The sequence below is a fragment of the Tsukamurella tyrosinosolvens genome, assembly GCF_900104775.1.
Taxonomy (GTDB): domain Bacteria; phylum Actinomycetota; class Actinomycetes; order Mycobacteriales; family Mycobacteriaceae; genus Tsukamurella; species Tsukamurella tyrosinosolvens.
This window is the reverse complement of sequence record NZ_FNSA01000003.1, coordinates 3,571,481-3,586,767: the sequence shown is the minus strand read 5'-3', so window position 1 is coordinate 3,586,767 and position 15,287 is coordinate 3,571,481. Positions and strand designations below refer to the sequence as shown.

Sequence of the window (15,287 nt, the reverse complement as noted above, 5' to 3'; positions counted from 1 at the left end):
GGCCGGCCCGCGTGGTGCCGGTGGGTGGTGCGGCGCGGTGATACGCGCGTCTAGCGGAAGATCAGAGCTTGTTGAGAGCCAGCGAGAGGGCCGACTTCTTGTTGGCGGCCTGGTTGGCGTGGATGACGCCGGCGCTGGCGGCCTTGTCGAGCTGGCGGCTGGTGCTCACCAGGAGCTCGCCGGCCTTGGCCTTGTCCCCGGCCTCGATGGCCTCGCGGAAGTGGCGGATGGCGGTACGCAGCGACGACTTCGCCGACTGGTTGCGCAGGCGGTTGCGCTCGTTGGTCTTGATCCGCTTGATCTGGGACTTGATGTTGGCCACGCGTTCAAACTCTCTTGTCTCGAAAGGGGCAGCCGGTACTGACTGCCGACGTACCAGGTTACCAGCGGCCCGGACACAACCCAAATCGTGGCACCGCCTGCGGGAACGGCGTCCGACACTCACATTGCCACGCCGTGAACGAGAGCGCTGCCGAAACCGCGCGGGTGCGGCACGATGGCCGAGTGACCCCGCAGAAACAGGCCAAGTCCGCGACCCGGAAGCAGGCCGCCGCCCCCCGCTTGTCCGACGAGGCGCCCCTCTTCGGGGGCTACGACGACGCACCGTCGTTCGGGCGGGCGTTCGACGAGATGTTCGCCGACGACGGCACCGTCCGCACCCCGTACAAGCGGATCTTCGGCGCCCTCTCCTCGGCCGACGAGTCGGACCTGGCGGCCCGCGTCGACGCCCTCGGCGCCGCCTTCATCGACCAGGGCATCACCTTCTCGCTGGAGGGTCGTGAGCGGCCGTTCCCACTCGACCTGGTGCCGCGGGTCATCGCCGCCGCGGAGTGGAACCGCCTGGAGAAGGGCATCAAGCAGCGCGTGCAGGCGCTGGAGATGTTCCTCGACGACATCTACTCGGAGCAGGAGATCCTGCGCGACGGCGTCGTGCCGAAGCGGCTGGTCACCTCCTGCGCCCACTTCCACCGGCAGGCCGCGGGCATCCGGCCGCCCAACGGCGTGCGCATCCACGTCGCGGGCATCGACCTCATCCGCGATGCGGAGGGCACCTTCCGCGTCCTCGAGGACAACCTGCGGTCCCCGTCGGGCGTGAGTTACGTCATGGAGAACCGCCGGACGATGGCACAGGTCTTCCCGGACCTGTTCCAGCGGCACCGCGTGCGCGCCGTCGCCGACTACAGCTCCCACCTGCTGCGCGCGCTGCGCCGCTCCGCCGCCTCCAACGAGGCCGACCCCACGGTGGTCGTGCTCACCCCGGGCATGGCGAACTCGGCGTACTTCGAGCACTCGCTGCTCGCCCGGCAGATGGGCGTCGAGCTGGTCGAGGGCCGCGACCTCTTCTGCCGCGACAACGTGGTCTACATGCGCACGACGAGCGGTGAGCAGCAGGTCGACGTGATCTACCGCCGCATCGACGACGAGTTCCTCGACCCGATGCAGTTCCTCCCCAACTCGGTGCTCGGCGTCGCGGGCCTGCTCAACGCCGCCCGCGCGGGCAACGTCGTGATCAGCTCCGCGGTCGGCAACGGCGTCGCGGACGACAAGCTGACCTACACGTACGTCCCCGACATCATCGACTACTACCTCGGCGAGAAGCCGATGCTGCAGAACGTCGACACCCTGCGCTGCTGGCTCGACGACGAGCGGGAGGAGGTGCTCGACCGGATCGACGAGCTGGTGATCAAGCCCGTCGAGGGCTCCGGCGGCTACGGCATCGTCTTCGGCCCCGACGCGAGCGAGAAGGAGCTCGCGACGATGCGCCGCAAGGTCGTCGCCGATCCGCGCGGCTGGATCGCGCAGCCGGTCATGCAGCTGTCGACGGTGCCCACCAAGATCGGCGAGCAGGCTCGCCCGCGGCACGTCGACCTGCGGCCGTTCGCGGTCAACGACGGCGACGACGTGTGGGTGCTGCCCGGCGGCCTCACCCGCGTCGCGCTGCCCGAGGGCTCGCTCGTCGTGAACTCGAGCCAGGGCGGCGGCTCCAAGGACACCTGGGTGCTCGCGGCCCGGTCGTCGGCCGCCGAGGCGGAACTCGAAGGCGTGGAGGTGGTCCCGAGCCGGGACCTCGCCGAGCAGCAGCAGGTGGAGCTCGGGCCCGAGCTCAGCTCGCAGGACCAACAGCAACAGCAGGCACGAGAGGAGGTCCGTGATGCTCGCCCGTAACGCGGAGGCGCTGTACTGGATCGGCCGGTACGCCGAACGCGCCGACGACACCGCCCGCATGCTCGACGTCACCGTGCACCAGTTCCTCGAGGACGCCACCGTCGACGAGGACCGCGTCTCCCGGCAGCTCGTCCGCGTCCTCGGCATCCCGGAGCCGCCCGCCGACCAGCCGCTCGACCTGCGTTCGGTCACCGAGGTCGTCGCGTACAACCGGGACCCGGGCAGCGGGTCGATCGCCGCCACCGTCGCCTCCGCCCGGGAGAACGCCCGCGGCGCACGGGAGGTCACCAGCTCCGAGATGTGGGAGTGCCTCAACGCCACGTACAACGGCCTCGCCGAGCGCGAGCGTGCTGCCCGGCGGCTCGGCCCGCACGAGTTCCTCAACTACATCAAGAACCGCGCGGCGATGTTCTCCGGCCTCACCGACTCGACGCTCTCGCGCGACGAGGGCTACCGCTTCCTGCTGCTGGGGCGCTCCATCGAGCGGATGGACATGGCGGTGCGCCTGCTCCTCTCGCGCGCCGGCGACCGGGCGAACGCCCCGACCTGGGTCACGGTGCTCCGCGCGACGGGCGCGCACGACACCTACCTGCGCACCCACCGCGGCGTCCTCGACGCCACCCGCGTCGTCGAGTTCATCCTCGTCGACCGGCTGTTCCCGCGGTCGGTGATCCACGCCCTCACCACGGCGGAGGACTGCCTCAACGCCATCGAGGGCGGGCGCGAGGGCCGCCTCGGCACCCGCACCGAGGCGCAGCGCCTCCTCGGCCGCGCCCGCGGCGAGCTCGAGTTCCTCGCCCCGGGCGAGCTCCTCGAGGACCTGCAGCGCCGGCTCCTCGCGCTGCAAGAACTGGGGCAAGCCGCCGGCGAGGCCGTCACCGCCCGCTACTTCCACGTGACGCCGTACGTCGCGTGGACCGACGCCCGCGCCCGGGGCGACATCGACACCATCCTGGAGGGGGAGCTGTGAGCTGGCGTCTTCGAGTCGTGCACTCCACCGGTTTCGGCTACAACGCGCCGGTCACCTCGTCGTACAACGAGGCCCGCCTGACGCCGCGCAGCGACCAGCGGCAGAACGTCATCCTCAACCGCGTGGAGACGGTGCCCGCCACCCGCGCGTACCGCTACACCGATTACTGGGGCACCGCGGTCACCGCCTTCGACCTGCACGCGCCGCACACCGCGCTCGAGGTTACCGGTGCCTCCGTCGTGGAGACCGAGGCGGCCGACGACAGCGGCGAGGTGGTCGGCTGGGACGAGCTGGAGACCGACCGCGTCCGCGACCGGTTCGACGAGCTGCTCAGCTACACCGACTACGTGCCGAAGCACCGCAAGCTCACCGCGCAGGCGAAGAAGCTCGTCAAGGACCGCGAGCTCGACGAGGCCGTGCTCGCGGTGTGCCGCTGGGTGCACGAGGAACTGGATTACGTGCCCGGCACGACGGGCGTCCACTCGTCGGCGATCGACGCCTGGGACGAGCGCAAGGGCGTCTGCCAGGACTACGCGCACCTGACGCTGCTCCTCCTGCGCAGCGTCGGCATCCCCGCCCGGTACGTCTCGGGGTACCTGCATCCGCAGCGCGACGCCGAGGTCGGGTCGACGGTGGCGGGGGAATCGCACGCCTGGATCGAGGCGTGGACGGGGCAGTGGCGCGGCTACGATCCGACCAACGACGTCCCCATCGGCGAGCGGCACGTCTCGGTGGGCGTGGGCCGCGACTACGCCGACGTCCCGCCCCTGCGCGGCGTCATTGCCGGCGGCGGGGCCTCGGACCTCGACGTCGTCGTGGAGATCACCCGCCTCGCATGACCGCCCACCGCGCATGACCGACGACACCCCGCTGCGGATCGCCGTCCGCGGGGCCCGGGTGCACAACCTGCGCTCGCTCGACGTCGACGTGCCGCTGCGCCGCCTCGTGGCGATCGCCGGCGTCTCCGGCAGCGGGAAGTCGTCGCTCGCGATGGGTGTGCTCTACGCCGAGGGTTCGCGCCGCTACCTGGAGGCCCTGTCGACGTACACGCGCCGCCGCATGGCCCAGGCGCCGCGCGCGGCCGTCGACTCCGTGGAGCACGTCCCCGCGGCGCTCGCGCTGCGGCAGCGGCCCGGCGTCCCCGGCGTGCGTAGCACCTTCGGCACCAGCACCGAACTGCTGAACGTGCTGCGGCTCATGTTCTCCCGCCTCGCCTCGCACCGCTGCCCCAACGGCCACCGCCTCGGCCCGACCATCGACGTCGCCGCGGGGTTCGACCTCACCTGCCCGGAGTGCGGGGCGGTCTTCACGCCGCCCGGCGCGGAGTCGTTGGCCTTCAACTCCGACGGTGCCTGTCCCACCTGCGCGGGCACGGGCGTCGTCCGCGCGATCGACGGGGCCGCGCTGGTGCCGGACCCGTCGAAGACCATCGCCGACGGTGCCGTCGCGCCCTGGTCGATGTTCGGCTTCTCCTTCATGCCGCAGGTCGTCGCCGACCTCGGCGTCCGCATCGACGTGCCGTACGCCGAGCTGACCGACGCCGAGCGGGAGATCGTGCTGCACGGCCCCGCCGAGAAGCGCAAGGTCGCGGTCACCAGCAAGAACGGCAAGCTCTTCGAGGTCAACTTCACGTACCGCAGCGCGAACGCCGCCGTGCAGGAGGCGCTCGGCAAGGCGACCACCGAGGCGGGCCTCGGCCGGATCAACCGGTTCGTGCACGCCGGGCCGTGCCCCGACTGCGGCGGGTCCCGGCTGAGCCCGGAGGCGCGGGCGCCGCGGATCGGCGACCTCGGGCTCGCCGACGTCACCGCCCTGACACTCGACGAGGTGCTCGCGTGGGCGCCGGGCACCGTCGGACCGCTGCCCGCGGACATGCGATCGATGGCGACGATCCTCGTCGACACCCTGCAGTCGATCGCCCGGCGCCTCGTGGAGCTCGGCCTCGGCTATCTCGGCCTGGACCGCGCCGCCGCGACCCTGTCGACCGGCGAGCGGCAGCGGGTGCAGCTCGCGCGGGCGGTCCGCAACCGCACCACCGGGGTGCTGTACGTGCTCGACGAGCCGTCGGTCGGTCTGCACCCCGCGAACGTCGAGGGCCTGCTCGGCGTGATCCGGGACCTGCTACGGGACGGGAACTCGGTGGTCGTCGTCGACCACGACCTCGACGTGCTGCGCGAGGCCGAGCACCTGATCGAGATCGGTCCCGGCTCGGGCGCCGAGGGGGGACGCCTCGTCGCGCAGGGCACCGTCGCCGAGATCGAGGCCGATGGGGCGTCCGTCCTCGGCCCCTTCCTGGCCGGCCGCGAACCCGTCCGCACCAGGCCGCGCACCACGGACGGGGAGGTCTTCGCACGCGGCCGGATCCGCCTCGCGACCGCGCCGATCCACACGGTGCACGCGCTCGCCGTCGAGGTCCCCGTGGGCCGGGTCACGGCGGTCACCGGGGTCTCCGGCTCCGGCAAGTCCACGCTGGTGCTCGAGGGGCTCGTGCCCGCGCTCACCGCCGCGGCCGCGGGGGAGCCGCTCCCCACGCACGTCACCGCGCTCGACGCACCGGGGCTCGGCCGCGTGAATCTCGTGGACGCCACCCCCATCGGCGTCAACGTGCGCTCGACGGTCGCGACTTACAGCGGCGTGCTCGACGACCTCCGCCGCGAGTACGCGAAGACCGCCGCCGCGAAGGCCGCAGATCTCAAGGCCGGTGCGTTCTCGTACAACACGGGCTCGCTGCGCTGCCCGCGGTGCGACGGCACCGGGCAGGTCTCGCTGGACGTGCAGTTCCTGCCGGACGTCGACATCGAATGCCCGGCCTGCCTGGGCCGACGGTACGCCCCCGAGGCCTCCGCGGTGCGGTGGCCCGAACCCGACGGGCTGTCCCTGCCGGACCTGCTGGCGCTCAGCGTCCGCGAGGCCGTGGAGGCGGTGCCGGTGCCGCGGATCGCGAAGAAGTTGCGCACTCTCGCGGACCTCGGTCTCGGTTACCTGACCCTGGGCGAGGCGACTCCGGCCCTGTCCGGCGGTGAGGCGCAGCGGCTCAAGCTGGCGGGGGAGCTGGGCCGCGACCAGTCCGACGCGGTCTTCGTGCTCGACGAGCCCTCGGTGGGCCTGCACCCGCGGGACGTGCGCGTGCTCCTCGGCGTGCTGCAGCGGCTCGTCGACCGCGGGGCGACGGTGATCGTGGTCGAGCACGACCTGGACATGATCGCCAACGCCGACCACGTCATCGACCTGGGCCCGGGCGGCGGGGCCGCGGGCGGCACCGTCGTCGCGGAGGGAGCTCCCGAGGACGTCGCGGCGGCGAAGGCGAGCGTGACGGGCCGGTTCCTGCGGGAGCACCTGAACGACTGAACGATCAACCGATGTATGCGTTGCTTACATGGACCGGTCACGCTAATGTAAGCAGTGTTAACCGCAGTCGTTCGCCGGGAGTCACACCATGTCGAAGCGCATCCTGAACGTCGTCACCAACGTCGGCCACTACGACGACCCGTCGCACGCGACGGGCCTGTGGCTCTCCGAGCTCACCCACGCCTGGCACGTCTTCGAGGAGGCGGGCTTCGAGCAGGTGCTCGTCAGCCCGCAGGGCGGCGCGGTGCCGCTCGAACCGCGGTCGCTGAAGTTCCCGAACTACGACAGGACGGCGAAGGCCTGGCGCGCCGACCCCGCGCGGATGGCCCTGCTGGACGACACGCGCGGCCCCGAGGAGATCGACCCGGCGGAGTTCGACGCGATCTTCTTCACCGGCGGTCACGCCGTGATGTACGACTTCCCGGACAGCGAGGGGCTGCAGCGGATCAGCCGCGAGATCTTCGAGCGCGGCGGCGTCGTCTCCTCCGTCTGCCACGGCTACTGCGGACTGCTCAACACGCGGCTCTCGAACGGCGAATACCTCGTCGCCGGCCGAAAGGTGACGGGTTTCGCCTGGCAGGAGGAGGTGCTCGCGCGCGTCGACAAGCTGGTCCCGTACAACGCGGAGGAGGAGATGACGAAGCGGGGCGCGCTCTACGAGAAGGCCAAGCTCCCGTTCGTCTCGTACGCGATCTCCGACGGCAACCTCGTCACCGGGCAGAACCCCGGCTCCGCCAAGGCGACCGCGCGGAAGGTCGTCGAGGTGCTGGGCTGACTCAGCTACGAATTGTGGCAGGCTCGCTGGCATGTCCGATCACATTCGGTTGATCAGGTCGACGCTGCTCAGCGATGTCGCGCAGTACGCCTACGCGTCGACGGCGTGCGCCGAGGCTCGGCTGGTATTCCCCGCCGGCGCGTGCCCGCTTGACGCGGGCGGGCGCATCGTCGGGGCTGGAGACTACGCGGTGCAGGCCGCGCGGTGCGTCGAGAACCTGCAACTCGCGTTGGACGCCGCAGGAGCCCGGCTCGAGGACGTCGCGTATACCCGCGTGCTCGTCGCGTCGACGCGGCGGCATGACCTCGTGACCGCATGGGACGTGGTCCGCGCAGCATTCGCGGACCACGACGTGCCCAGCACTTTGATGGGCGTCACGGTTCTCGGCTACGACGACCAGCTCGTCGAGGTGGAGGCCGTCGCCGCCGTCATTGATTGACTCAGCTCCAGCCGTAGTCGTCGCGCAGGCGCTGCGCGACGGACTCGAACCGCCGACGGTCGAGCACCGCGCCCTCGCGGCGGATGCCGTCCTCCGGCACGTCGAGGACGCGGTCGAGTCGCACCCAGGAGGGCCGCTGATCCGCGTCCCACGGGCCGGAGCCGATGCCGACCCAGTCCGGGTCGCCCATGTGCCGCTCCTGGCTGGAGAGCATGAGCCCGAGCAGGCTGTTCACCGACCGCCCGACCACCAGCACCGGCCGGTCCTTGCCCTGGCCCGCGTTCGGCCCCGTCGTCTCCTCGAACTCCACCCACGTCCACACGATCTCGCCCGGATCGGCCTGCCCGTCGAGTTGCGGGGCGTAGAAGACGCCGCGCGCCATCAGTGCGGTCGGCGTGAACGTGCGGGTGACGGGCCGGCCCGGCGTGAACTCCTTGGGCTCCGGCGGAGCCTCCAGGCCGAGCGCCTGGTTCACGGTCTGCGTGACCACCTGGGTGATCGCGTCCCGGCCCGCGCGGACCGGGGGACTGTTCACGACCTGCGCGGCGAGCCGCGGCCCGTGCTCGCGTGCGAGCTTGGCCGCCACGGCCGCGAAGCGGGTGAAGTCGTTCGCCATACCCCTCAGGATAGGCCCGGACCGTCGATGGTCGCTCGCGCGACGAATTCCGGCGGTCCCGCTCGTATGTACCTGTGACGACCCGTTCCGAGCACAGGAGACCGCCATGACCATCCGAACAGATACCGACCTGTACGACGCCACCGTCGCCGAGCGAACTCGCATGGCCGCGCTGCTGGCGGATCTCACCTCCGCGCAGTGGGCCTCCGACTCGCTCTGCGAGGGCTGGCGCGTGCGCGAGGTGGTCGCGCACCTCAACATGACCGACACCCAGACCCAGGAGGAGTTCGGGGCCGCCCTCGCCGAGGCCGGCGGTGACATCAACGCCGCGGTCGACCGCACCGCCCGCGACGACGTCGCCCGCTACTCCGACGCCGAGCTGCTGGCGATCCAGCAGGCGCGCGTCGCGAGCCGGTGGACGCCGGGGCCCGGCGCGACGCAGGGCGCGCTCGCCCACGAGGTGATCCACGGCCTCGACATCACCGTCCCGCTGGGCCTGCCCGGCCCGGCGCCCGAGGTGCTCGCGGCGACGGTGGCCGGGTCGACCGCGGAGGGCCTCGCCTTCTTCGGCGTCGACCTCGCGGGCCTGCGCCTGACCGCCGTCGACTCCGACCTGGTCCTCGGTGACGGCCCCCAGGACGTCCCACTGCCGACGGCCACGATCGTCCTGATCGCGACGGGCCGACGCCCCGTCCCGGACCCCGCCGCCGTGGGATGATCGCGACTGTGGCAGCAGTCGACGGGGCGGTGATCGACGAGGGACTCCTCGGCGAGCTGCGCCCCGAGCTGGTCCGCTACTGCTACCGGATGATCGGCGACGGGACGGGCGCCGAGGACGCCGCGCAGGAGGTGCTCCTGCGGCTGTGGCGCACGCGGTCGACCTACGATCCGGCGCGCGCGAGCGTCCGGACCTGGGCGTACGCCATCGCGTCCCGGTACTGCATCGACCTGCTCCGCGCCGCCCCGCGCAAGGCGCTCCCGACGGACCTGTCGGACCGGAACGGCGCGGGGGATCAACCGTTCGCGGAGCTGCGGCCCGGCAGCTGGGTGACGCCACTGCCGGACGCCGGCGGCGATCCGGCCGCAGCCGCCGAGCGGCACGAGACCATCCGGATGGCCTTCGTCGCGGCGCTGCAGCACCTCACGCCGTCGCAGCGCGCGGTGCTGGTGCTGCGCGACGTGTACCGGCACAGCGCCGCCGAGACCGCGGCGATGCTGGGGATCAGCGCGGCCGCGGCGCATTCCTCGCTGCAGCGCGCCCGGAAGGTGCTCGCGGGGGCGGGGCCCGCACCGTCGGACGTTCCCGCCGGCGAGGTGGACGCCCGGCTGCTCGACGGCTTCGTCCGCGCCTTCGAACGGCACGACGTGGCCGGCCTGGCGGCCCTGCTCGCGGAGGACGTGGTCTTCTCCATGCCGCCCGTCGCCTTCTGGCTGCGGGGTGCCGCCGACTACGCGGCGCTGTTCGGCTCGGGCGACGCCTGCGTCGGCCACCGCCTCGTCCCGACGACGGCGAACGGCACACCGGCCTTCGGGCAGTACGCGCCCGGCGACGGGGGCGGGATGCGCCCGTTCGCCCTCGTCGTCGTCGAGTCCGACGGTGCCCGGATCACCCGCGTGACCACGTGCCTGGACCAGGCGGACCGGTTCGAGGCCTTCGGCCTCCCGGCCCGCCTGTAGCGGCCGAAGGTCACCTGCCCGAGACGAGCTCCGCACACCGCTCGCCGACCAGCATCACGGTGATGTTCGGGTTCACCGTCGTGTGCTCGGGGAACACCGAGGCGTCCGCCACCCGCAGGCCCGCGGTGCCCTTGACCCGCAGCTCGGGGTCCAGCGGCGACATCGGGTCGTCGACGGCGCCCATGCGCACGGTCCCCACCGGGTGGTAGACCGTGTTGTGCGTGCGACGGATGTAGTCGGCGAGCTCGGCGTCGGTCTGCGCGCCCGGGCCCGGGTACAGCTCCCGCTCGATCCACTCCTTGAGCGGCCCCGCCTCGGCGATCTCCCGCGCCTTCCGGATGCCCGCGATCATCACCTTCATGTCGTGCCCCTCGGGGTCCGTGAAGTACCGCGGGTCCACCCGGGGCTTGTCCCGGAAGTCCCGCGACCGCAGCCGGACGGTGCCGCGCGAGCGCGCGTGCGTGACGTTCGGCGTGAGGCAGAAGGTGTTCTCGGCCGTCGGGTACCCCTGACGCAGCGTGTGCATATCGAACGGGACGCTGCCGTAGTGCATCATCAGGTCCGGCCGGTCGAGGCCGTACTCGGTGGGCGTGAAGATGCCGATCTCCCACCACTGCGTGGACTCGCGGACCATCGGCTTCGCGGTCTCGAAGCCGATCACTCCTTCCGGGTGATCCTGCAGGTGCGCCCCCACCCCGGGGGAGTCGACGAGCACCTCGACGCCCGTCTCGCGCAGGTGATCCGCGGGGCCGATCCCCGAGAGCATGAGCAGTTTCGGCGAGTCGATGGCGCCCGCGCTCACGATCACCTCGCGGCGCGCACCCACCCGCGTCGTCCGCCCGAAGGCGTTGTCGGTGATGTCCACCGCCACGGCGCGCGGCACGTCCCCGGTGGCGTCGAAGACCACCTTCTTCGCCCACGCTCCGGTGCGGATCGTGAGGTTCTCCCGGTCCAGGACGGGGTGCAGGTAGCTCACCGACGAGGACGAGCGCGTCCCGTCGGAGCGGCGGTTGATCTGGAAGAAGCCGGCGCCGTTGATCACCGTCGAGCCCGTGTTGAACTCGGCCCGCGGGATGCCCACCTCCGCACAGGAATCCAGCAGCGCGACGCCGCAGGGGTCCTTCGGGGGCACGGACATGATGTGCACCGGCCCGGACCGCCCGTGATGATCGCCGGGGGCGTCGTTGGTCTCGATCGTCGGGTACAGGCGGTACACCGAATCCGCGCCCCAGCCGGTGGCGCCGTGATCCCGCTCCCAGGAGTCGAGGTCCTCGCGCGGCGCCCAGAAGGCGATGCAGCTGTTGTGGGAGCTGCAGCCGCCCAGCACCTTCGCGCGGGCGTGCCGCATGAAGGAGTTGCCGTTCTCCTGCGGCTCGATCGGGTAGTCCCAGTCGTAGCCCGACTCCAGCAGCTCCATCCATCGGTCCAGCTGCAGGATCGCCTCGTCGCCCACGTCCGACGGTCCCGCCTCCAGTAGGCAGACCGTCACCGTCGGGTCCTCGGACAGGCGGGCGGCGACGGCGGCCCCGGCCGATCCGGCGCCCACCACCACGTAGTCGAAGACGTCCTCGTCCCGTGCGTCCCCAGAGGTCACTAGGCGTCCTTCCGCTCGGCGAACCATCCGGTCACGGACGGCCGCAGGTTCTCGTACACGTGCTTGGCCTCGAGGTACTCGCCGAGGCCGGTGGGCCCGAGCTCGCGCCCGATGCCCGAGGCGCCGAAGCCGCCCCACTCTGCTTGGGGGAGGTAGGGGCCGAAGTCGTTGATCCAGACGGTGCCGTGCCGCAGCCGGCGCGCGACGCGCTTGGCGCGGCCGCCGTCGGCCGACCAGACGGCGCCCGCGAGTCCGTACTCGGTGTCGTTGGCGATCGCCACGGCCTCGTCCTCGGTCTCGAAGGTCTCGACGGTGACGGTGGGCCCGAAGGCCTCGTCGTGCACGCACGCCATCGACGGGTCGCAGCGGTCCAGCACCGTCGGGAGGTAGAAGTACCCGGCGTCGAGCGCGCCCGAGCCCTGGTCGCCCGTCGCGAAGGCGCCGCCCGTGCGGACCACGGCGCCGTCCTCGCGGGCCTTCTCGACGTAGGCGTGCACCTTGTCGCGGTGCGCGGCGGAGATCAGCGGACCGGTCTCGGTGCCCTCGGCGTAGGGGAGGCCCTGGCGGATGCCCTCGGCGCGGCGGACCAGCTCGTCGACGAAGGCGTCGTGCACCGAGGCCTCGACCACCAGGCGCGCACCGGCGGAGCACACCTGCCCGGAGTGCAGGAAGGCGGCGTTGAGCGCGTTGTCGACCGCGGCGGCGAGGCCCTCGGGCGTCGCGCAGGCGTCCGCGAAGATCACATTGGGGTTCTTTCCGCCCAGCTCGAGCGCGACCTTCTTGACCGTGCCGGCGGCGTTCGCGGCGATGATCCGGCCCGTCACGAGGCCGCCGGTGAAGGACACCAGGTCCACGTCCGGGTGGGTCGACAGCGGGGCGCCCGCCTGCGCGCCGGCGCCCAGCACGAGATTGGCGACGCCGTCGGGCAGCCCCACCTCCTGGAGCACCTGCATGAGCAGGATCGACGTGTGCGGGGTGAGTTCGGAGGGCTTGAGCACGAAGGTGTCGCCGGCCGCCAGGGCGGGCGCGACCTTCCACGCGGCCTGCAGGAGCGGGTAGTTCCAGGGCGTGATCATGCCGCAGACGCCGACGGGCTCGTAGACGATCTGCGAGGCGACGTCGGCGGAGCCGGCGTCCACGATGCGGCCGCTGTCCTGCCCGGCGAGCTTGCCGAAGTAGCGGAAGCAGGCGGCGATGTCGGCCATGTCGAGCTCCGACTCGTACAGCCGCTTGCCGGTATCCAGCGTCTCCGCGCGGGCGAACTCGTCGCGGCGGCGGTCGAGAGCGTCGGCGACGCGCAGCAGCAGGTCGCCCCGCTCGGCCGCCGGGGTGTGCGGCCAGGGGCCGGTGTCGAAGGCGCGGCGGGCCGCGGCGATCGCGGCCTCGGTGTCGGCGGCGGTGGCCTCGTCGACGACGGCGACCTCGGTGCCGTCGGCGGGGCAGACGATGGTGCGCGTGCCGCCGTCGGCGCTGTGGCGCCAGGCGCCGTCGATGAACAGGGTGGGTTCGGTCATGCGGGTGTCCCTTCGGGTTCCGTGGACGCTTCGGGGTCGGGTTCGGGATCGGTTCGGGTGCCGGCCGATTCGTCGTGGCCGTCGTGGCCGTCGTGGTGGTCGGTCGCGGCGCGGCGCAGGTGCAGGTAGCCCAGGTGCCGCTCGTACTGGTCGAGGATGTCGCCGATGATCTGCTCGCGGGTGTAGCCGCCCAGCGTGTAGCCCTGCGAGCCCTCGGCGAGGTAGACCTCGCACCGGAAGTAGCGATCGTCCGAGCGCTGCGCCAGGATCGCGTAGCTCGGGGCCGGCGCCGAGACGGGCCACACGCAGTACTCGAAGTGCGGCTCGCCGGCGAGGTCGACCTTGAGCGTCGGCGACGGCAGCGACTCGCTGCGTCCCGATTCGTCGACGGTGGCGGAGACGCCCTCGGCGGCGAATTCCGCTGCGACGTCCCGCATCGCGGGCGCCACCGAGTTCTCGAGGAAGCGCAGCGTCGCTGCCCGGCCCGGGTACTGGACGGTCGCGAGGAGACGGCGGCGCCAGCTGCCGGGCTCGCCGCTGCCGCGCCCGGCCGCGAGCGACTTCGGCAGGGCGGTGCGGTAGCTGTCCTGCTTGTAGGACTCGGTGTGCAGGGCCCGCAGCAGCGCGATGCCCACCAGGGCGAGCACGAAGGAGAAGGGCAGGCCCATGATGATGGTCGCCTTCTGCAGCGTCACGATCGAGCCGTCGTTGCCCGCGAACAGCATCGCGAGCGTCAGCAGGCCGATCGCGAAGGACCAGAAGATGCGGGTACTGCGGGCGCAGTCCGCCATCGGGTCGGACAGCTTCGAGGTGAAGTTGCCCATCACCAGGGAGCCGGAGTCGGCGCTGGTGACGTAGAACAGCAGGCCCGTGATGGTGGCGATCGCGAGCAACAGCGGTGCGCCGGGGTACTTCTCCAGCAGCGAGTAGAAGCCCACCTCGGGCATCGAGGCGGTGGCCTCGGCGAACGCCTTGTCGCCGCGGGCGACCTCGAGCGCGCTGTTCCCGAACACCGAGATCCACAGCAGGATGAAGCTGAAGGGCACGACGAGGACACCGAAGACGAACTGGCGCAGGGTGCGGCCGCGGGAGATCCGGGCGAGGAACAGTCCCACGAACGGCGCCCACGCCACCCACCACGCCCAGAAGAACAGGGTCCACGAGTCGAGCCAGCCGCGGGGGTCGTTGCCGGCGGTCTCCGGGTTGATCTGACCCCACGCGAACGTGTCCATGGTGCGGTCGAGGAAGGTCGAGAGGTAGTCGCCGGTGTTCTGCACCAGGCCGTTGAGCAGGAAGTCGGAGCGGCCCGCCACCAGGATGTAGACGAGCAGGAGGATCGCCAGGATCACGTTGAGCTCGCTGAGCCGCCGGATGCCCTTGTCGACACCGGACGTCGCCGAGATCGTCGCGACGATCACCGACAGCACGATGAGGCCGATCTGCGCGGCCTTGCCCTGCGGGATGCCGAAGAGCTCGTGCAGGCCGTAGTTGAGCTGGACGATGCCGATGCCCAGCGAGGTCGCGATACCGAAGATCGTGCCGAGCACCGCGGCCACGTCGACCGCGTCCCCGAGCCGGCCGTGAACCCGCTTGCCGAGGATGGGATACAGCGCGGCCCGGATGGTCAGCGGAAGGTTGTGGCGGAACGCGAAGTAGGCGAGAGCGCCGCCCATCAGCGCGTACATCGCCCATCCGGTGACGCCGTAGTGGAAGACCGTCCAGGTGACGGCCTCGCGCGCGGCGTGGTTGGTCTCGCCCGTGCCGATGGGCGGGTTCATGTAGTGGCTCACGGGTTCCGCGACCGAGAAGAACATCAGGTCGATCCCGATGCCCGCCGCGAAGAGCATCGACGTCCAGGTGAAGAGGCTGTACTCGGGGCGCGACTCCTCGGGGCCGAGGCGGTAGGTGCCGTAGCGGCTGAGGCCGATGAAGACGACGACGCCGACGATGCCCGTCGCCAGGAGGAAGTACCACCAGCCGAACCAGGTGGTGATGACGTCGACCACGCCGCTGATCACGCTCTCCGCGGTCTCGGGAGACGCGAGTGCCCAGAGGGCGAGTGCGAGGACCGAGCCTGCGGCGGCGAAGAAGACTCGGCGGTTCAAGGAGCTCGTCGGTGTCGGTGTGGTCTCTACTGGTTTCGAAGTTCGTGAGGATTCAGAATCACTCATGTCGTTCGACGTTACCG

Annotated in this window: 13 protein-coding genes; 8 read left to right on the top strand and 5 right to left on the bottom strand. The window is 71.5% G+C overall.

Features of this window, described 5'->3' with window-relative positions:
* Positions 1-61 precede the first annotated feature (61 nt).
* Positions 62-322: a 30S ribosomal protein S20 gene (gene rpsT, locus BLW32_RS19755; RefSeq protein ID WP_068521373.1), complete on the bottom strand. Its 261-nt coding sequence runs from the start codon at positions 320-322 to the stop codon at positions 62-64.
* Between the two features lie 308 nt (positions 323-630).
* On the opposite strand from rpsT, the gene BLW32_RS19750 reads away from it, so the two are divergent.
* From BLW32_RS19750 to BLW32_RS19725, 6 genes are all read left to right on the top strand, one after another.
* Positions 631-2,166: a circularly permuted type 2 ATP-grasp protein gene (locus BLW32_RS19750; protein ID WP_231857293.1), complete on the top strand. Its 1,536-nt coding sequence runs from the start codon at positions 631-633 to the stop codon at positions 2,164-2,166.
* Positions 2,153-3,136 carry an alpha-E domain-containing protein gene (locus tag BLW32_RS19745; RefSeq protein ID WP_068521368.1) on the top strand — a complete coding sequence of 328 codons (984 nt, stop codon included), beginning with the start codon at positions 2,153-2,155 and terminating at the stop codon, positions 3,134-3,136. The genes BLW32_RS19750 and BLW32_RS19745 overlap by 14 nt, the downstream gene beginning before the upstream one ends.
* Positions 3,133-3,975, top strand: a complete 843-nt coding sequence (locus BLW32_RS19740; RefSeq protein ID WP_068739375.1) for a transglutaminase family protein — start codon at positions 3,133-3,135, stop codon at positions 3,973-3,975. Before BLW32_RS19745 ends, BLW32_RS19740 begins: the two co-directional genes overlap by 4 nt.
* Before the next feature lie 13 nt (positions 3,976-3,988).
* Complete coding sequence (locus tag BLW32_RS19735; protein WP_068739373.1) at positions 3,989-6,484, top strand: excinuclease ABC subunit UvrA; 2,496 nt, start codon at positions 3,989-3,991, stop codon at positions 6,482-6,484.
* Positions 6,485-6,572: 88 nt separating this feature from the next.
* Positions 6,573-7,259 (top strand): type 1 glutamine amidotransferase domain-containing protein, encoded by a 687-nt coding sequence (locus BLW32_RS19730; protein WP_068739371.1) that lies wholly within the window; start codon positions 6,573-6,575, stop codon positions 7,257-7,259.
* A gap of 31 nt (positions 7,260-7,290) precedes the next feature.
* On the top strand, positions 7,291-7,698 hold the full coding sequence (locus BLW32_RS19725; protein ID WP_068739369.1) for a RidA family protein: 408 nt from the start codon (positions 7,291-7,293) through the stop codon (positions 7,696-7,698).
* Between the two features lies 1 nt (position 7,699).
* On the opposite strand, the gene BLW32_RS19720 is transcribed toward BLW32_RS19725, so the two are convergent.
* Complete coding sequence (locus BLW32_RS19720) at positions 7,700-8,314, bottom strand: type II toxin-antitoxin system PemK/MazF family toxin (protein WP_068739367.1); 615 nt, start codon at positions 8,312-8,314, stop codon at positions 7,700-7,702.
* A 106-nt stretch (positions 8,315-8,420) separates the two neighbouring features.
* On the opposite strand from BLW32_RS19720, the gene BLW32_RS19715 reads away from it, so the two are divergent.
* On the top strand, positions 8,421-9,032 hold the full coding sequence (locus tag BLW32_RS19715) for a maleylpyruvate isomerase family mycothiol-dependent enzyme (RefSeq protein ID WP_068739366.1): 612 nt from the start codon (positions 8,421-8,423) through the stop codon (positions 9,030-9,032).
* An 8-nt stretch (positions 9,033-9,040) separates the two neighbouring features.
* Positions 9,041-9,991, top strand: a complete 951-nt coding sequence (locus BLW32_RS19710; protein ID WP_170181067.1) for an RNA polymerase subunit sigma-70 — start codon at positions 9,041-9,043, stop codon at positions 9,989-9,991.
* Positions 9,992-10,001: 10 nt separating this feature from the next.
* Here BLW32_RS19710 and BLW32_RS19705 read toward each other — a convergent pair whose 3' ends face one another.
* From BLW32_RS19705 to betT, 3 genes are read right to left on the bottom strand one after another with little or no spacing between them, the layout of a single operon-like run.
* Entirely contained in the window at positions 10,002-11,585 is a 1,584-nt protein-coding gene (locus tag BLW32_RS19705; protein WP_232066454.1) for a GMC family oxidoreductase, read from the bottom strand.
* Positions 11,585-13,099: an aldehyde dehydrogenase family protein gene (locus BLW32_RS19700; RefSeq protein ID WP_068739364.1), complete on the bottom strand. Its 1,515-nt coding sequence runs from the start codon at positions 13,097-13,099 to the stop codon at positions 11,585-11,587. The genes BLW32_RS19705 and BLW32_RS19700 overlap by 1 nt, the downstream gene beginning before the upstream one ends.
* Entirely contained in the window at positions 13,096-15,270 is a 2,175-nt protein-coding gene (gene betT / locus BLW32_RS19695) for a choline BCCT transporter BetT (protein ID WP_068739363.1), read from the bottom strand. The genes BLW32_RS19700 and betT overlap by 4 nt, the downstream gene beginning before the upstream one ends.
* Between the last annotated feature and the right edge of the window lie 17 nt (positions 15,271-15,287).

Bases quoted from the DNA above. Each gene is read 5' to 3' on its own strand.
- BLW32_RS19750 (WP_231857293.1), top strand. From the start codon at position 631: ATGTTCGCCGACGACGGCACCGTCCGCACCCCGTACAAGCGGATCTTC.
- BLW32_RS19745 (WP_068521368.1), top strand. From the start codon at position 2,153: ATGCTCGCCCGTAACGCGGAGGCGCTGTACTGGATCGGCCGGTACGCC.
- BLW32_RS19735 (WP_068739373.1), top strand. From the start codon at position 3,989: ATGACCGACGACACCCCGCTGCGGATCGCCGTCCGCGGGGCCCGGGTG.
- BLW32_RS19730 (WP_068739371.1), top strand. From the start codon at position 6,573: ATGTCGAAGCGCATCCTGAACGTCGTCACCAACGTCGGCCACTACGAC.
- BLW32_RS19725 (WP_068739369.1), top strand. From the start codon at position 7,291: ATGTCCGATCACATTCGGTTGATCAGGTCGACGCTGCTCAGCGATGTC.
- BLW32_RS19720 (WP_068739367.1), bottom strand. From the start codon at position 8,314: ATGGCGAACGACTTCACCCGCTTCGCGGCCGTGGCGGCCAAGCTCGCA.
- BLW32_RS19715 (WP_068739366.1), top strand. From the start codon at position 8,421: ATGACCATCCGAACAGATACCGACCTGTACGACGCCACCGTCGCCGAG.
- BLW32_RS19700 (WP_068739364.1), bottom strand. From the start codon at position 13,099: ATGACCGAACCCACCCTGTTCATCGACGGCGCCTGGCGCCACAGCGCC.
- betT (WP_068739363.1), bottom strand. From the start codon at position 15,270: ATGAGTGATTCTGAATCCTCACGAACTTCGAAACCAGTAGAGACCACA.